Consider the following 17,951-nt stretch of genomic DNA (forward strand, 5'->3'; position numbering starts at 1 on the left):
AATAAAAATAAATTATTAATAAAGATTAAAATAAATTTTAATAATAAAAAAACTTTAAAATTAAATTTCATCGAAATTTATAAAATTAAATGGTTCAATAATTTGTTCCACCAGAAAATTTTATAAAAAAACAAAACGAAAATAATAATTATGAATATCGAAATTGAATCAATCGGTACAATACATACTGAATTTAAAGAAATTGAGGGAATGCCCATACAGCCAACAGGTGCAAAAGGAATAAAAGGAACAGTTGTAATTAAAGACAAATATGTCGATGGTTTAAAGGATCTTGAAGATTTCTCGCATATCCATTTAATATATATTCTGCATAAAGTAGATGGATACATGCTTGAAGTAAAGCCATTCATGGACAATAACACCCACGGAGTATTTGCAACCAGGTCACCTAAAAGACCAAACAGAATCGGAATGAGCGTTGTCAAAGTCAACAAAGTTGAAGGAAATACAATACATGTTGAAAACGTTGACATCTTGGACGGAACCCCACTAATAGATATCAAACCATATGTGCCTCAGTTATACGAGGACACAATTGATGAATTGAAAATAGGATGGTTTGAAACCAAACACAAAAAAGCAAAATCACAAAAATCAGACGACAGGTTCAAATAAAAAAAAAAAGAAAGTTAAAAGCTATAAACTGTTTATAGCTTCAGTAATCAACTTGATAGTTGATTCAATATCATCCATACTGCATACACTCACTGGAGTGTGAATATAACGAGTTGGAACAGATAAAACACCAGTTGGAATTCCTTCACGAGTCAAGTGAATTGCAGTTCCGTCAGTTGTTCCGCCATCACTTACCTCCAACTGATAATCAATATCATTTTCATCACCGGCTTTAATCAACATGTCTTTTACGGATTGCTGGGTTAAAATACCCCTTCCGCTTGCATCCGCCAAGATAATAGCAGGACCTTTACCCATTACCACAGGAGCCTCTTCAGGCTTGATTCCAGGATGGTCCCCGGATAGTGTAACGTCAAGTGCAATAGCTAAATCAGGGTTCAATTTGAAAGCGGAAGTTTTTGCACCTTTAAGACCTACTTCTTCCTGTACGGTTCCGACACCGTAAACTGTAGCTCTGGTTTCCACTCTTTTTAATACTTCCATCATTACATAACATCCTACACGGTTATCCAATGCTTTACCCATGATTAGATTGTTAGGATATTCTTCAAACAATGCATTAAAGGTCATTTTATCTCCTATTCTGACCATTTTCTCTGCATCTTCCTTATCCTTTGCACCTATATCAATGAACATGTCATCAGCTTTGACAACTTTGTTTCTTTCTTCAGGTTTTGTGACATGAGGTGGTTTTGAACCGATTACACCAACAACAGGTTCACCAACTGAAGAGTGAATGGTTACAGTTTGGTTCATTAACATCTGATCGTTAATTCCACCGATATTTGAGAATTTAATAAAACCGTTATCATCAATGTATCTTACCATAAGACCAATTTCGTCCATGTGAGCTGCTAACATTACAGTAGGAGCCTTTTTTTCACCTTTTTTGGTGGCAATTAAGTTTCCCATACTGTCAGTTTCAATTTTATCAGCAACATCTTTTAATTCACGTGTAATTATCTTAGCTATTTCCTCTTCAGAACCGGATACTCCCGGTGCTAAAGAAAGCTCTCTCATTAATTCCATCGTATCACCACATTATTTTTTAATGTTAATAATATTAAATTGTTTCTATTGAATGAAATTATCTAAATTTTTAAGTTCCATCAATACCATAATGTTATCTGGTGAGAGTATGTCTAAAATTATTGAAATTTATTTTAGTCCTTCAAAAACAACTAAAAAAGTAGTGAAACAGGTTGCCGGCAATTTTGATGAAATAACTGAATCATATGACCTTTTAAGTTTCAACGACGAAAAGGAATTTGCAAATGATGATATTGCAGTTGTTGGAATGCCTGTTTTTGCTGGAAGAATCCCTAAAACTGGTCGTGAAAGATTATCCAAACTAAAAGGAAACAATGCAAAAGCAATAGCTATCACAAATTATGGAAATGCCCATGTAACTGATGCCCTGCTTGAACTTGTAGATCTTTTAAGAGAAAACAATTTTGATGTAATCGGTGCTGCTACAACAATCAGCCACCATTCAATATTTGATGGAGTTGCCGTCGGAAGGCCAGACAGTGAGGATATCAAAAAGATCAATGAATTTGCTGAAAAATGCCATGAAAAAATTAAATTGGAAAAAAGCCTTGAAAGTAAAATTCCCGGAAACAGACCTTATGTTGAATACAAGCAGCTGCCATTTAAAATCAGCTGCGATGAAAGTCTATGTGCATTCTGTTATGACTGCGCTTCAATCTGTCCCGAAAATGCAATCCTTGAGGAAGATCCCATATCAACAAATCTGGAAAAGTGCAGCAGATGTACAGCATGCATAAACATTTGTCCGGAAGATGCACGCTCATTTACCGGCGAAGCGTTTGAAAGCAAAAAACCTGAATTTGAAAAGGCAAACAGTGAAAGAAAAGAGATTGAAATTTATTTATAACTTCAATCTTTTTTTGGCGACATTTCTTACGTATTCACTATCATCATTGAGTGAAACTTCTTTTAAAACCTTATTACTTACAATATGTTTTACGGCGGCTTCACGAACTCTCCATTGAGGTTCGTTTTTGACTACATTTGTGAGAAACTTCTGATTTCTGACTTTGGAAACCGCCCTTACAGAAATGTTTTCAGAAATGCCCTGCTCATAAATTTTTATTAAACAGCTTTCAACATTGATTTTATTCAATGCCCTAAGTGAAAACTCTTCATCCTTATTTGCTAAAACAATCTTAATCAAAGTTTCTAAATCATCAATATCATCCAGAGTAGCTTTTCTGATGTTATCCAATTTGGCTTCATTCAATATCTTAATAAACGATTTTTCTTCAGTGATATTCTTCATTGCTTCCATTGCAACATCTTCATGTGTTGAATTAATTACAATTTCAAGATAATCTTTTTCATCAGTCAAATTAGAATTTTTGATTGCATGATTTCTTACGAACTGATCATCATCATTCAATGCTATATTTACTAAAATTTCAGGACTTTTTATGTTGTTTACAGCAATTTGGCGAACAAATCTGTCATCATCATTTTTTATGACTTCAAGAAGAACATCCTCATCTTCGATTTTTTTAGCTGCTTCACTTCTGACAATTTTATCAGAATCATTTAAAGCAATTTGGGCAAGCAAGTCAGGGTTATCCAATTGCGGAACTAAATCAAGCCTTACATCAGATTTTTCAGAATTTAAAACAATGTTTTTCAGTATATTCTCATCATCAATCTTTTCAAAGATAACTGATCTGACCTTTGCATTTTCTTCATTTTGAGCGATTGCAGCCAATTTTTCATCATCACTGATTTTATTGATTGCTGAAATTTTTACCCGTTCATCTTTTTCGCTGATAGCAACCTTTTGAAGAATTTCCTCATCATCAAAAGCATTTTTGTTGATTGCGGCATTTTTAATATCATTGTCCTTGGCTTCAAATATCAAATCCTTTAAAACTTCCGGAGATTCAATTTTACTTACAGCTTCATTCCTATATCGTTTGTCAACTGCCTCAATGGCAATCCATTTAAGAGTTTCTTCATCAGCAACTTTTTCAAATATATCATCAACATGGGGATTTTTCTTTGTGTTTATTACAATCTCTGCAATTGACTTGTTGTTTTCACCTAGCCTTTCATATGCAAAGCTTCTGACATCAAAAAATTTTGAATTTTCAGCAGCGTCCCAAAGCAGATTTTCATCTTTAAGCTTATTTACGGCAATCAATCTGATGGCCCTGTCCTTTACATTTTTAGACATGTCAAGTGCAACATATTCATTGGTGATTTGATCTGCTGCAGCTGCCCGTTCATATCTGTCTTTACTTGTTGTGGCTATTTTTTGAAGCAACAATTGGTCTTCCTCAATTTTTACATCTGTAGAAATAGGCTGACGCTCTTTTTTTTCTTTCTTATCATTTTTCTTAAATCTGTCAAAAAGTCCCATATTAATTTACATCCTCATACATTTTCTCTAAAAAAGCTGCAAGTGAAACAATATCCTGCCGATTATGTTCAATTATAGGCACAATAGGTCCAATATTGTTTTCAGATAAATAAGTATCGTAATATCCTGGAATATATTGTCCGGGAACATCATCATCTCTTTCAATACCAAAAAATTCCTGTTCAATTGTTTGAAGTTTGAAGTTTGGCAATTTATCCGCCCATAGATTTTTTGCAAAATGCATCAAATCCAAATGAGGCAAATCCAAGTTGGCATTAATTCTATTATATATGCACCTATTATTAATAAATGGTAGGTCAAAACTTTTTCCATTGAATGTTACATGAACAGAATCTTCATCCAAGTGAGAAAGATATGCCTCCAACACGACTGATTCTTCAGGATAATCCCTTAAAAAATATTGTGAAGTTATTATGTTGCTCCCTTTTATTTCTGCAACACCTATCAAAATTACAGGAACATTTGAAAGCCCTTTAGTTTCAATATCCATGAACTTGAAGTTTTCACAATCAGTCATGCTTATGCATTTCAACAGATTATCCCTACATCTTTTGGAGTATCTGTTACTGTCAAGCAAATCCATTGTTTCATGAAATGACATGTCTTCAATTTTATTTAGAAAATTAGATGCCACATTTCCGTATTTGTCATGACCTTTAAGCGATTCGATAGTGTCATATCCTCTGTCTTTAAGATTCTGCTCTGTTTTAATGCCTATTTTCGGAAGTAACTTCAAATTATGGTTCATCTGATTTCTAAAATCATTATCATCAATTTTGAAATCTATTTTTTCCTTTGTAGTTATCTCCAGGGTCTCTCCAAAATCAGTGGAAATCACTTTAGAATTTTCAATGTCTGTTAATTTCTTGCCTTCATAATTTGATAACAATTTTTCTTTTAAGTCTTCGAAAAAAAGTGGCGATTTCCTTCTGGCTCTTTTTTTAGCTTCTTCGGAAGGATTTTTTGAAGAAATCGAGTTAGCCAACATTCTCTGATAATAATTTTCCTGTTCATCATTATACATAATACAGTTTAATTTTAGTAAATCAAGGAATATATAAGTTTTTAATAAAGTATAATTGAATTTTAATAAATTATAAATAACTTTATATACTTGAAAAAATAAAGTAATACTTGGCTACAATGTAGCCAGAGAGATAGATTAAACAGCCAAATTTTAAAATTCATTTCTCTAAAAGCTTGTAAAAAACAAGTCGTTAGGTAAGTAATTTTATAATTATTTACCTAACCATCCCAAAACTTTTTTTTAAAATAACTTTTAATTACAAATTTTTATTAACTTAGAAAAGTATTTAATGTTTTTAAATCAAAAATAATAATGATAGTTATTTTAAGGTTTAAATATGAAACTGAAATTAGCAATAATATTTGGAATACTTATATGGTTTTTAACATATGTTTTTGCCAATATTTTCAATCCTATTTTCAACAATAACCTTCCATACTCAAATATGCTTGTTCCAATGATTGTAATTATAGTAACCGGATTTTTTGGAATACTGTATATTAGAAATATCGAAACAAACGAGGTAATTGAAGGCATACTTGCAGGAATAGTATTTATCCTAATCGGAACAATTCTGGATTACATATTCCTTGTTCTGCCACATACCAATAATTCGATTGTTGCTGATTATCCGATGCATATTGCTTTAACAATTATAATAACTTTATTGATAACAACCTTTTTAGGATATCTTGCCCAAATGAATATTGATTTAAAATAGATGATAACATGATACCCAAATCACATCCACGCTACGAATCATTGCTTTTAAGAGACAAAATAGTTAAAGCCGCCGAAAAAGGATATCTTGCAGATTCCGGAATGATTGCTCATGGGAGAGGAGAGGCTTTCGATTATTTGATTGGAGAAAAAACAACTTACCCTGCAAAAAGGGCGATGTATATTGCTGTTGCAGCTATGATTTTATCAAATAATCCAGTCATTTCAGTAAATGGAAATGCCACCGCCCTTGCATGTGATGAAATAATCGATTTTGCAAAGGCAATCGGCGCGAAAATTGAAATAAACCTGTTCTACAGAACTGATGAAAGGGTTAGGCTGATAACAAAACTATACAAGGACCACGGATTCAGTGAAATACTGGGCACTCTTGATGATGACATCGAATATATTGATGACATTCCAAATGATCGGGCATCCGCAAGCAAGACAGGAATATACTCATCTGACACTATACTAGTTCCTCTGGAAGATGGAGACAGGGCGGAAATACTTAAAAAAGCAGGCAAAAACATCATTACAATTGATTTGAATCCACTTTCAAGAACATCAAAAATGTCTGATGTTTCAATCATGGACAACATCGTTAGGGCAATACCTTTCATGACAAAAATAGCTGAAGACTTGAAAACTCAGGACAAGAAATTTTTAATAGAAATGGTAAATGAATTTGACAATGAAGAAAACCTTAAAGAGTCATTACAACAAATTAAAATTAAAGAGTGAATATTATGCAAGTTATGGGAATTTCAGGATTACCTGGGTCTGGTAAAAGTTTGGTTTCCGAAATGGCAACTAAAAAAGGAGCCATCATTGTTAGTATGGGAGACATTATAAGAGAAGAAGCTAAAAAAAGAGGGGAAAGCACCAAGGAAACTGCAACTAACCTCAGAAAAGAGCATGGCGAATATATAGTTTCTGAACTTACAATTAAAAAAATCAAAAAACTTGAAGAGGAAGGCATTGAAAATGCAATAATCGTGGAAGGCATCAGAAGTCACCATGAAGTGGAAATGTTCAAGCAAAATTTTGACAATTTCATGATTCTTTCAATATTTGCCAATCCCAACTTACGCTTCAAAAGATTACAGAACAGAATGAGAGAAGACGATTCCAAAGACTACAAAGAATTTGTAAAAAGAGATCAAATGGAATTAGAATTTGGAATTGGTAATGTTATTGCTCTTTCTGACAAAATAATCATTAATGAAAGCGATTTAGAAAGTTATACCAATGAAATAAATAAATTTTTAGAAGAAATTAGATTATAGCTTTTCTTCAAGAATTGCATCTTCAATAATATAAACACCACTGTCAAGATGCCATTCTTTCTTATCTTTTAAAATTTTAACCCTTTTTTTGAAAATAGGTCCATCAATGGCCAAAGTTTCCGCTTCACCACCTTCAAAAGCAATATTCACCTGGTATTTTTCATTGATTTTGACCAGTTCATCGATAGCTTCATCGTCGATAACACGACCTAACCATGATTCATCAAGTCCCCATGCGGCAACACCTGAAATAATGATTTTAAAACCGAGTGAAACAATTTCCCTCATATACTCCAGTTCACTGACATGCCAATAGGGAGAAATAATTTTTAAACCTACCTCATCCCCCAATTTTTCGATTCTTGATTTTTGATAAACCGAATAAAGTGCACCCGTGTATATGGCTTCAACACCCAAATTTTTGAGATTTTCAAATTCCCTTTTTAAATCTTGGAGTTCCTCTTCCTTAACACCCTGTGTCACAGCAGAAATAATAGGAATATCGAGGGCTTCTGCAAGCAAATCAGTTATGTGAATATTGGGAACATGAAACATGTATGACTCATCATTGATGGATTTCATGGAAAGAAGATACTTTACATCTTCTTTCTCTTTTAAAGCATAATACAAAGCCATTGTACTATCCTTTCCACCTGAAAATAAAATAGCTACATTCATAAAATTACCGTTTCTGTTTGGTTCTTAGGAATTTTCTAAGCCTTCTATAGTATACAACGACAGAATCAAAGCAAATTCCAATTATCGCTACAACAACCCCTATCAGACCGGTTATTAAAACAAAATTAGTATCTGAAACCATACTTTGATTTGTGGAGTTGAAACTGTTTTGAATTGGCCCCTCCATTTTGCTTGCAACTATACCTCTTTCAAGCAAAACCTTTTCAAATTTATCTAACTGTGATGCATCGATGACAAGCTTTGCATGAATTTGAGCATAGGATAAGGTATCTCCATAAACCAACTTATACCAATCTGAAAATGATTTCAGTGCACTGGCAGCAGAATAGTTTTCAGCAAGCTGAATTTTTATAGTACCTGAAGAATTAACTGTATAATTCTTATAGTTTTCATCAATGTTTCCTACAATTTCCTTAAAGTAAGATTTTTCGACATCACTAAAACTCCACAGAGTAATCGTAATACTGTCCTCATTATATGATTTAAAACCTTCCGTTGCAGATAAAGCCTGCTTTAATTCATTTAAATCATTAGAAGAAGATAAATCAAGATATAATGTCTCTTCATTATTAGGCATATTCCTCTCAACAGCCGTCATGACCGAAGGCACTTCCTGATAAATCGGTTCCAGGAAAAATGCGCCTCCAATGGATCCTATTAAAAAAGCCACGAGGATTACTAAAAGGATTTCCTTTTTTGGCATGTATTTTCTTAGCATACCAATAGAAAAGACAAATACCATCATTATTATAAATAAAATAATATAGATAATTGAAGTTATAATATCCATAATCACACGCCATTTAACATTTATAGATTATATTTTAAATAACTCCATTAAAATAACTTTTGCTAAAATTATGTGTTAATAATCATTTCCTCTTTTCCTACAGGCCATTCAACAACAATAGAATTCATACCTTTTTTAAGAGTAATAGAAGAGAATTTCAAATTTGACTTGCAGTGAACCTTAATGTATTTATTTGACCTGTCATTAAGATTTAAATTACACGATATATATTCACCACCAACATTGACTTTTACAGGTTGTACAACGTTAATGTTTACTGTTTGTTTTGATCCCTGCCCCTCCCCATAGACTATTCGAATAGCAGATGCAATTTTTGACAAATCTGACTTCATTTTTAAAGAATCTGAAACATCCATTGTCGTTTTCATACTCTGATTTAGTAATGGCATCGTAAATACTATCAGAACAATCAGGGAGATTGCAAAAATCAGCAAGTACTCCAAAGAAACCTGTCCACTATTATCTTTAACCATTATACCACCAAGAAAATATTTTTTGTAAACAACATTATCATATCCCCATAGACAACTGCAATCATCAAACCAAAAAGAATGGCCGGAGCGAATGGAAATGAAATTTTAACAGATATTTCATCTGAAATGAACCCCTGGGTATTCATAATCTTTAGCAAATACATTTCCCTTTCCGTTATTCCTCCCGCACTTTGTGACTTGAAATAATATTTAAAGTAGGAAGAATCTTCATTTTTGTATACCTTCAAATTGCCCCCAACATCATTAATCAAATCGCATATATGTTCATTATTGAAATAATACTCATTGACGATTGCCCCTTCATGAATATTCTTAACTTGAACCATCTTGTTAAGAGTGGATTCAACCAAAAATTTCAAGCTCGATACATTGAAAATATTGAATAAAAAATCCCTATTTTTTCTAAATATATTGTTCTTAAACAACAGATACAAAAAGAATATTATCAAAACAGGAAAGGATACCAGGATACTATTCAGAACTACACTGAATGAAAATGGATATATTGACAATTCAGGAAAAATATCCAAAAAACCAAAATCAATACCAAATGGTATAACTGCTGAAATACCTGTAAACAATTTTACATCACCACCACCCCATACATTTAATTGCCATAACATATATGTGATAGAATATGTAATAAGTGATGAAATTATTGAAGCTAAAATGAATTTAATGTTAGAGGAATATAATGACAAAAATAAGTTAGACAACAATCCAAAAACCAGAAGAGATTTTGTCAGCCAGTCAGGAACAATACTTCTTTTAACATCAAAAATTGCAGCCATTACACAAAATGCTATTGTAATTGATATTTGAAATAGAAATATAAGACTTAAATTCATAATTATAGTATTAGAATAACTATAATATTAATTAGATAGAAAATAAGCTCATAAAATTGATTTTAATTTATAAAATTGAATAAAAAATAGAAAAATTAATTTTTAGAAAACTCATAAATAGCTTCTAAAAATGATTTGAATAATGGATGAGGCCTATTAGGTCTTGATTTGAATTCCGGATGGAACTGGCAACCAATAGCCCATGGATGATTTGGCAACTCAACAATTTCAACTAAAAAGTCATCAGGACTTGTTCCAGAAATTATTAAACCTTTTTCCTGCAAATCGTCTCTGAAATCGTTGTTGAACTCATATCTGTGCCTGTGACGTTCTTCAATATCAATTTCACCATAAGCTTCATGAGTTTTGGTTCCTTCTATGATTTTACAGTCATATGAACCTAAACGCATTGTGCCTCCCATGTTTTTGATTTTTTTCTGCTCTTCCATCATGTCAATAACAGGGAATTCCAGATTGTCGTCAAATTCAGAACTATTCGCATTAGGATAACCGTTTCTTCTTGCAAATTGTGTCACAATAGACTGCATTCCAAGACAAATTCCAAACAAAGGCACATTATTTTCGATTGCATAGTCAACAGCATCAAGTTTACCTTCAAATCCTCTTTCACCGAATCCTCCAGGAATCAAAATACCGTCAAACGCTTTCAATTCATTCTCATCCAATTGATCAACATCTGAACTTAAGTATTTGATTTTGGCTTTTACGCCAATGCTGGCAGCTGCATGAAGCAATGATTCACGAATACTTATATATGAATCTTCAAGCTCCACATATTTTCCCACAATGCCTATGGTTACTTCAGGATCAGTTATTCTGAGAGATTTTACAATTTCTCTCCATTCGTCAAGTTTAGAAGTGTCCGCCTCAACATCCAAACCTATCCTGTTAACTATGAGTTCGCCGATGTTACGGTCTTCTAAAACTAAAGGCACTTCATAAATTGTGCCCGCATCAGGAGTATTGACAACTGCATTAACGTCAACGTCACAGAAATGTGCAACTTTTGCAAGTAACGCATCATCAATGTGCACCTGTGACCTGCATACAATCACATCAGGATTAATTCCGACACTTCTCAATTCTTTTGTAGAGTGTTGGGTAGGTTTTGTTTTGAATTCTCCAGCTGCATTTAGGTAGGGAATAAATGTAACATGGACAAACATAACATTTTCTCGACCTTCCTCATTTCTGAGTTGTCTTAAAGCTTCAAGGAAAGGTTGACTTTCAATATCTCCAACAGTACCACCCAGTTCAACTAAAACTACATCATAATCTGAACTTTCTGAATTTGCTCTAATCATTTCCTTGATGCGATTAGTGATATGTGGAATAACCTGCACACATTCGCCCAAGTATCCTCCTTCTCTTTCTTTAGCAATAACAGATTCATAAACTTTACCTGTAGTAATATTAGCCATTCCATCAAGCTCAACATCCAAGAATCTTTCATAGTGCCCTAGGTCCAAATCAGTTTCCATCCCATCATGAGTTACAAACACTTCCCCATGCTGATACGGATTGAGTGTTCCAGAATCCCAGTTCAGATAAGGATCTATTTTAATAGCTGAAACTTTTAAACCATATGATCTTAATATTCTTCCCATAGACGCTGAGGTAATACCTTTACCTATGGAACTAACTACCCCACCAGTTATAATAATATACTTTGTCAGATTAATCCTCTCCATAACTTATACTATAATTTTAGTATTTCATGATATATAAAAATTAATTATGTAATATAAAAAAGGATTAAAAATAATAAAAATCGAAAAAAATAAAAAAATTACAATGTTTAAAAAAAGTAACATAGTTTAAATACTTCATTATAAATATGAAGCATTTTTAATTTTTTGACCATAAACTAGAATACAAAAGTATTCAAAAAAAATGTTTTTTATCTAGAATTTCTCCAATAAAACAGCTTGCTTGAAATTGTACGGTTGGTTTCATTGAATTGGAATTCTCCATTGCTGCCATAGCTTGCAAAACTGATTTCCGGTGAAAAATCCATACATGAGTCACCAGGACCCTCAGTCATGTAACCTCTTCTGCAAACCATCCCATAAGCTGACCCATGAGGGCTTACGCTCCAGTATATGCAGTTCAGACAAATTGGATCTCCATTTCCTATCATAGATTCATAATCAGGCTCTTCAAACATAATTCTCACTTCAAAGTTTTAATAAATTCTTTAATGAACTTGTCACAGAATTCCCAAGTGTGTTCACCTTCATCCTCAATAAAAGTGGCTTCAATACCTTTAGATTTCAGATAACTGTAAAAATCCTTATTTTTTCCATATAAAAAATCATCTACCCCACAGGCCATGAAAATATCCGGAATATCAACACAGTTTTCAATCAATGCCTTAGGATCCATGTCAGAACCTTTCAGTTCATTTAAATTACCAAATATAGATTCAAAAAATTCTCTTGAACGCAATACATTATCATCATTTGAATAGTTGGCTATTTCATCAGTTATTAAAGCTGAAGAAATCATACCTATCTTTGAGAAATTTTTATGATATTTTAAACCGTTTCTTATGGCCCCATATCCTCCCATGGAAAAACCGGCAATGAATGTGTCCTCACGTTTGTGGGACAACGGGAAAATATTTCGTGTAATGTCCAACAGCTCCTGACCCACATATTCACCATACATCCTATGTGCTTTTTTATCATCAACATAAAAGCTATTTTCTCCGCAGGGGATTACAACAGCTATTCCATTGTCCTCTGCAAATTTCTGAATTGAAGTGTTAGCAAGAAATATGTCATCACTTCCGTACAATCCATGAAGAAGATATAATGTCTTGTAAGGCTGTGGAACTATTTCCTCGCTATCTTGAAGGAAGTGAATATTATCTGCAGGCAATATCACGCTAATGGAAGTTCTTCTCTGTAAGCTTTTGCACTTAATGTCTCCTCTAAACAGTACCATAAGACATCTATTCCAATAGTTTATCTAATTTTTTATTGATTTCTTCCAACTGTTTGGATAAAATTTCCTGATTTTTTAAAATCAGGCTTTGATTGTCAGTAACTACTTTAAATTGAGCATCATTTAAGTTTATCAAACCCACCACTTTGTCAAATGTGTTTTCTTCTTCAGCCATATTACCACCATTTATTTATAAGATAGTCCTCAATCTTTATTGTATATATGAATATTATCATATAAAATATTTCTTTTTTTAAACAACCCTATAGTTTGTCCATTTATTTGAAAAGTATCTGTAAATATAAATTCCAGCCCTTACATACCAGTCAACAAACATTGCAATCCATGTTCCGAATACACCAATACCCATCCAGTCTGCTATTACATAGGACAATGCAATTCTGCATGTAAACATGACAGCCAAACTTATATACATTACTGATTTTGAATCACCAGCCCCTCTGAATGTCGCAGGTATTGTAAAGGATAATGGCCAAATTATTATCGCAAAAATTCCATGCCAAATTACCATTTCACTTGTCATTTGAGCAGTTTGAGCAGATAAGTTATAAATACCCAAAACGAATGGCAAAATAACAAATATAATTATATTTATGACAATATGGGAAACGAATACCATAATCAAACATTTCCTATTGTAATATCTTGCCTGTTCATAATCATTTGCACCAACACAATTGGATATCACAGCAGTCAATCCCAAATTGATAGCGAATCCAGGTAAGACTGAAAATATTCCTATTGCATAACCAACTGAATTAGCAGCTATTGCCATAGTTCCGAATGTTGAAACCAAACTTAAGACCAACACACGGCCCAGTTGAAAAAGACCGTTTTCGATTCCATATGGAATTCCCACCTGAAGAACCTTTCTAAGAATATTAACATCAAACCTATGCTTTAATGTCCTTTTGATATGCAGCTTGTAGTCTTCATCAAGGACAAAGTACAATATTGCAACGGCCGCCAAAACCCTTGAAATTACAGTCGGAATAGCCACACCCCGAACATCCCAACCAAGGTAATATATGCACAATGCATTTCCCAAAACATTTAAAACATCACAAACAAGCATGATTTTCATTGGAAGAGTTGCATTGTTAGTTGTTCGAAAAATTGCTGCACCTGCATTGTATATGGCTATGAACGGTATGGATATTGCAACTATATATAAATAGATATCGGCATTATGCCAAACGTCCGCTTCAATCTGGCCGAATAAAATTCCTATTAAAAATTGCCTTAATATAATTACTACAATCATTAAAGCAGTTGAAGACAGCATTGAAAACCAAACAAGTTGAGTGGAAGCATTTTGAGCCTTTTCAATTTGCCTGTCCCCCAGATACTGCCCAGCTACAACAGCCCCTCCCGTTGCAAGGGCTGAAAATGAAAAAATAAGCAGCTGCATCAAAAAGTCAACAAGAGAAACTCCTGAAATTGCCGCTTCACCAAGCGATGCGACCATGATCGAATCGGCAAGACCTACAAAGAATTCCAAAGCATATTCAACCAATAACGGTATGAATAAATATAGTAATGCTTTATTTGAATATAGATAACCTTCAGGAGTCTTAAAAACATTCATAATTTTATCTAATGAAATTTGTAGCTATTTTCGGTTCCTCTTCAGGAACTAAACCTTCTTTTTTCCCAACTTCAATACATTTAATGAAGTATGCCATGTTTCTTCCAAGCTGTCTCATAGTGGCAAGCCCTTCCAAATCCTGTTTAACCTCTTCAGGAGTGTTTCCATGAACCATATTCCAATAAAATGATGAAATTATAGGCATTTGACTGATTCCCAAATATTTGTTAAGCTGATCATAAGTTGCAGTTGTTCCACCACGTCTTGCAGAACAAACTACAGCAGCCGGCTTGTGTTTGAAAGCTTCAAGGCCTGTTCCCTGTGAGTTTGAATAGAATGCCCTGTCCAAAAATGATGTAATCGCACCAGTTGCACCGGCATAATAGACCGGTGATCCGAATATGAATCCATCTGCATCATTAGCTTTTTCAACAAACTCATTTACAACATCATTATCGAAAGTGCATTTGCCTATTTCTGCACATTTAGAACATGCAGTGCAACCTATAATAGGTTTAGTTTTAATCCAAAATATTTCAGTTTCAATATCTGCTTCATTTAAAGTTTTTTCAACTTCTGTAAGTGCAGTATAAGTACATCCTTCCTTATTAGGACTTCCATTTACAAGTATAACTTTCATTTAATAATCTCCATCAATTAATCTTTGAACTAAGAAATGACCCTTTTTAAATTCAAGTGAACCTTTTTTAACTCCCTCTTCATCAAAGGATTCGCATTCATCCCCCTCACGTTCAGAATCGAATATGATTATAGGAACGTTATCTCTGGTGTGAGTTCCAACACTTATTGGAGTTGGATGGTCCGGAAGTATTGCTCCTCTGAATTCCTGACCGTCTAAACTATCTATTATAGGTCCAACGATGAATTCATCAATTCTTTCAATAGCTTTTACTTTTTCAGCAGTGTTTTGAGCATGACCTGCTTCATCAGGAGCTTCAATGTGTATCAGCAATAAATCAGTTTCCTTTAGTGCATCGATTCCATATTTTCCTTTCGCCTCATAATCAGTGTCAAAGTATCCTGTTGCACCAGGCACATCAACAATGTTCATTCCAGCAAAGTTTCCTATACCTTTTAATAAATCAACACCGGTGATTACAGATGCTGTTATTCCATAAGTCTTCTCAAAGTTAGGAAGACTAGGAGTTACACCCTGACCCCAGAGCCAAACCATATTGGCAGGTATTTCTCTTTTTTGGTTAATTTCATGGTCTTTGAGATACTCTCTTGCCTCAAACATTATTTTATGGAATTCCTCAGCAAGTTCACAGTCACCAAATAGATTATCCGCTAATTTTTCACCTGAAATATCATGAGGAGGCATTGTCTTGATGGCAGATAGGATTTCTGCATCTTCCACAGTATCACAGGAGTATATGAACAAATGCCTATAACTTACGCCTGTGTAAAATTTGCCTTTAAAATCAGGATATTTTTCATTGAAATATTCATTTAGCCCTTCCATCAATACATTCGCTTCTTCAGTTGAGATATGACCCGCATTAAAGTCATCCATTTCATCATTTTCACTGAAGATTGTATTGCATCTGAATATTACATCCTTTGGTGTTGTTGGAATGCCTTCGCTTCCCGCTTCAAGAGGTCCACGACCTGTATAAAAGTCAGCAGGATTATATCCGAAAATACTCATATTTGCCACATCAGAACCTGGAGTATATTGTTCTGGAACATTATTTGTAAATCCTCCAAATCCTTTTTTGGCTAATTTATCAATGTTTGGAGTATTAGCAACCATTAAAGGAGTTTTACCGTCTAATTCATCTACAGGATAATCACTGGATCCATCCGGAATAAAAATTACATATTTCATATTATCAAAAAAAGTAAAAAAAATTAATTAGTTTTTATTTTTTAAAATACTAATTAAATCAGTCAACATCGCAGAAGCGGTTTCAAGGGAACCTGCTCCAAGTCCAATTACAGATACTTCATCAGCCAAATCAGTTTTGATAGTAGCCATGTTCAATGTACCGCTTACATCATAGGAACTTCCTCTTTTTACCAGGCGAGGAGATACCTGCAGATTATCCGGAGATACTTCCGCAATCAATTTGATTAGATAATCATCTTTTTTAGCAAGGTCAATAGCCTGTGAACTGATTTGTGAAATTCCTGTAACCTTAACATCACTGTATGTTGCATCAATACCTAAAATTGAATTTGCTAAAATTACAGTTTTACATGCTGCATCAATACCTTCAACATCCTGAGTCGGATCTGTTTCAGCTATTCCCAATTCCTGAGATTCCTTTAAGATTACCTCATAATCTGAACCTTCCGCAGTCATTCTTGACAGGATGTAATTAGTGGTACCGTTTAAAATACCTTTAATTGATTTTATATTGCATGAAGAAATTGTTTCTTTCGCTAGATTGATTATTGGCATTGCGCCACCGACACTAGCCTCATATCTAAATTGCACACCCGCTTTTTCAGCTGCATCAATAACTTCTTTGAATTTAAGTGCCAAATGACCTTTGTTAGATGTTACTACATCTTTTCCTTGTTCAAACGCCTTAAGGGTTAAAGAAAACGCAGGTTCTGCATCAATAATATTAGTAGGAGTTGCTTCGATAAGACAATCATATTCCACAGCATCCAATACATCAGCACCGTTTTTATCTGAGCCAAATTCAGGATATGCAGATAATTTTCCTTCTTCTTTTTTAGTTTTTACAAGTAATTCTTCATCCAAACCGTCTTGTGAGATTGCAGATGAAGATGAATCAGCTGCAGCAACTATTTTTACAGTGACTCCAGTTTTATCTTTAATTAAATCTTTTTTCATGGAAATTGCATTGGCCACACCCTGACCGACTGCTCCAAATCCCATTATAATAACTTTACATTCATCCATAATAATCCCTATACCTCATTAATAACAAGCAATTCTTTTTCTTCTGCAATTTCAGCTATTCTATCAAATACCACTTGCTTTAAACCGACATCAGATTCAATATTTATTAATGCTGTTGATTTATCTTCACCATTTAATTTGATTTCACAACCGACAATTAAAACTCCATCCAGAGCATTAATTCTGTCCATTGTGTCCCTCAAGTCCTGGTCGATAATATGTCCGAAGAGAATAGTGCTTATTTTTTCTTTTAAAATAACATCATCAATTTCTGTAATGGTAATACCTAAATCTTCAAATCTTTCCACAACATTTTTAAGGTCTTCAAATTCTCCTTCCAATGTGAGTTGAACCGGAACTTTTCCAGTGTCAGTTTTATAGTCCCTTTTATGGATAACAGTTACTAAATTTGCACCAAGATTGCCAATTGGCTCCAATACAGAAACTAACTGTCCAGGAACATCTAAAAGTTCTAGAACTAAGTTTATTCTCATTTAAATC

General features: G+C 33.6%; 21 protein-coding genes and 1 pseudogene. 5 read left to right on the top strand and 17 right to left on the bottom strand.

Translation table 11 applies throughout. The features are described from left to right. Positions 1-150: 150 nt before the first annotated feature. The gene (tsaA, locus tag Q0P94_RS06270) at positions 151-636 is read left to right on the top strand and encodes a tRNA (N6-threonylcarbamoyladenosine(37)-N6)-methyltransferase TrmO (protein ID WP_295114843.1); all 486 of its coding nucleotides are present in this window, start codon (positions 151-153) and stop codon (positions 634-636) included. Positions 637-657: 21 nt separating this feature from the next. Here tsaA and Q0P94_RS06275 read toward each other — a convergent pair whose 3' ends face one another. Then, positions 658-1,686, bottom strand: a complete 1,029-nt coding sequence (locus tag Q0P94_RS06275; RefSeq protein WP_295114846.1) for a M42 family metallopeptidase — start codon at positions 1,684-1,686, stop codon at positions 658-660. A gap of 109 nt (positions 1,687-1,795) precedes the next feature. Between Q0P94_RS06275 and Q0P94_RS06280 the strand changes: the two genes are divergently transcribed. After that, positions 1,796-2,554: a 4Fe-4S binding protein gene (locus Q0P94_RS06280; protein WP_295114848.1), complete on the top strand. Its 759-nt coding sequence runs from the start codon at positions 1,796-1,798 to the stop codon at positions 2,552-2,554. Here the strand turns inward: Q0P94_RS06280 and Q0P94_RS06285 are convergent. After that, a complete protein-coding gene (locus tag Q0P94_RS06285) occupies positions 2,549-4,060 on the bottom strand; it encodes a HEAT repeat domain-containing protein (protein ID WP_295114850.1) in 1,512 nt (503 codons plus the stop codon). The two genes, Q0P94_RS06280 and Q0P94_RS06285, sit on opposite strands and share 6 nt — an antisense overlap. A gap of 1 nt (position 4,061) precedes the next feature. Further along, positions 4,062-5,108 (bottom strand): ribonuclease H-like domain-containing protein, encoded by a 1,047-nt coding sequence (locus Q0P94_RS06290; protein ID WP_367270215.1) that lies wholly within the window; start codon positions 5,106-5,108, stop codon positions 4,062-4,064. A 337-nt stretch (positions 5,109-5,445) separates the two neighbouring features. Here Q0P94_RS06290 and Q0P94_RS06295 point away from each other — a divergent pair, with 337 nt between their 5' ends. Genes Q0P94_RS06295 through Q0P94_RS06305 form a run of 3 tightly spaced genes read left to right on the top strand, consistent with a single transcriptional unit; the run spans position 5,446 to position 7,120 of the window. Next, entirely contained in the window at positions 5,446-5,829 is a 384-nt protein-coding gene (locus Q0P94_RS06295) for a hypothetical protein (protein WP_295114855.1), read from the top strand. Positions 5,830-5,837: 8 nt separating this feature from the next. Beyond that, positions 5,838-6,575, top strand: coding sequence for a 4-phosphopantoate--beta-alanine ligase (locus tag Q0P94_RS06300; protein WP_295114858.1), 738 nt, complete (start codon positions 5,838-5,840; stop codon positions 6,573-6,575). A 5-nt stretch (positions 6,576-6,580) separates the two neighbouring features. Then, on the top strand, positions 6,581-7,120 hold the full coding sequence (locus tag Q0P94_RS06305) for a nucleoside monophosphate kinase (protein ID WP_295114860.1): 540 nt from the start codon (positions 6,581-6,583) through the stop codon (positions 7,118-7,120). Here Q0P94_RS06305 and Q0P94_RS06310 read toward each other — a convergent pair. The 14 genes and pseudogenes from Q0P94_RS06310 to Q0P94_RS06375 all read right to left on the bottom strand — a co-directional run bounded on the left by Q0P94_RS06310 (position 7,115) and on the right by Q0P94_RS06375 (position 17,944). Further along, positions 7,115-7,798, bottom strand: a complete 684-nt coding sequence (locus Q0P94_RS06310) for a TIGR00289 family protein (protein ID WP_295114862.1) — start codon at positions 7,796-7,798, stop codon at positions 7,115-7,117. The genes Q0P94_RS06305 and Q0P94_RS06310 overlap by 6 nt on opposite strands. A gap of 4 nt (positions 7,799-7,802) precedes the next feature. Next, entirely contained in the window at positions 7,803-8,609 is an 807-nt protein-coding gene (locus tag Q0P94_RS06315; protein WP_295114864.1) for a hypothetical protein, read from the bottom strand. Between the two features lie 68 nt (positions 8,610-8,677). Then, on the bottom strand, positions 8,678-9,103 hold the full coding sequence (locus Q0P94_RS06320) for a class III signal peptide-containing protein (RefSeq protein WP_295114866.1): 426 nt from the start codon (positions 9,101-9,103) through the stop codon (positions 8,678-8,680). Beyond that, positions 9,103-9,483, bottom strand: coding sequence for a peptidase A24 (locus tag Q0P94_RS06325; protein WP_295114930.1), 381 nt, complete (start codon positions 9,481-9,483; stop codon positions 9,103-9,105). Before Q0P94_RS06325 ends, Q0P94_RS06320 begins: the two co-directional genes overlap by 1 nt. A gap of 240 nt (positions 9,484-9,723) precedes the next feature. Next, a pseudogene (locus Q0P94_RS06330) lies at positions 9,724-9,972 on the bottom strand (prepilin peptidase); the annotation flags it as partial. 95 nt (positions 9,973-10,067) lie between these two features. Beyond that, entirely contained in the window at positions 10,068-11,684 is a 1,617-nt protein-coding gene (locus Q0P94_RS06335) for a CTP synthase (RefSeq protein WP_295114868.1), read from the bottom strand. 209 nt (positions 11,685-11,893) lie between these two features. After that, the gene (locus tag Q0P94_RS06340; RefSeq protein WP_295114870.1) at positions 11,894-12,160 is read right to left on the bottom strand and encodes a hypothetical protein; all 267 of its coding nucleotides are present in this window, start codon (positions 12,158-12,160) and stop codon (positions 11,894-11,896) included. 5 nt (positions 12,161-12,165) lie between these two features. Beyond that, complete coding sequence (locus tag Q0P94_RS06345) at positions 12,166-12,942, bottom strand: alpha/beta hydrolase family protein (protein WP_295114873.1); 777 nt, start codon at positions 12,940-12,942, stop codon at positions 12,166-12,168. A gap of 7 nt (positions 12,943-12,949) precedes the next feature. Continuing rightward, positions 12,950-13,117, bottom strand: coding sequence for a hypothetical protein (locus tag Q0P94_RS06350; RefSeq protein WP_295114875.1), 168 nt, complete (start codon positions 13,115-13,117; stop codon positions 12,950-12,952). Between the two features lie 78 nt (positions 13,118-13,195). Next, entirely contained in the window at positions 13,196-14,554 is a 1,359-nt protein-coding gene (locus Q0P94_RS06355; protein WP_367270216.1) for an MATE family efflux transporter, read from the bottom strand. 1 nt (position 14,555) lies between these two features. Further along, a complete protein-coding gene (locus Q0P94_RS06360) occupies positions 14,556-15,191 on the bottom strand; it encodes a flavodoxin family protein (protein WP_295114879.1) in 636 nt (211 codons plus the stop codon). Next, a complete protein-coding gene (locus Q0P94_RS06365) occupies positions 15,192-16,403 on the bottom strand; it encodes a cofactor-independent phosphoglycerate mutase (protein ID WP_295114881.1) in 1,212 nt (403 codons plus the stop codon). It abuts the gene before it with no gap. A 27-nt stretch (positions 16,404-16,430) separates the two neighbouring features. After that, positions 16,431-17,450: a homoserine dehydrogenase gene (locus tag Q0P94_RS06370; protein WP_295114883.1), complete on the bottom strand. Its 1,020-nt coding sequence runs from the start codon at positions 17,448-17,450 to the stop codon at positions 16,431-16,433. A gap of 8 nt (positions 17,451-17,458) precedes the next feature. Continuing rightward, on the bottom strand, positions 17,459-17,944 hold the full coding sequence (locus tag Q0P94_RS06375) for an amino acid-binding protein (RefSeq protein ID WP_295114884.1): 486 nt from the start codon (positions 17,942-17,944) through the stop codon (positions 17,459-17,461). Between the last annotated feature and the right edge of the window lie 7 nt (positions 17,945-17,951).

This window comes from uncultured Methanobrevibacter sp. (genome assembly GCF_946184425.1).
Lineage (GTDB): Archaea > Methanobacteriota > Methanobacteria > Methanobacteriales > Methanobacteriaceae > Methanocatella.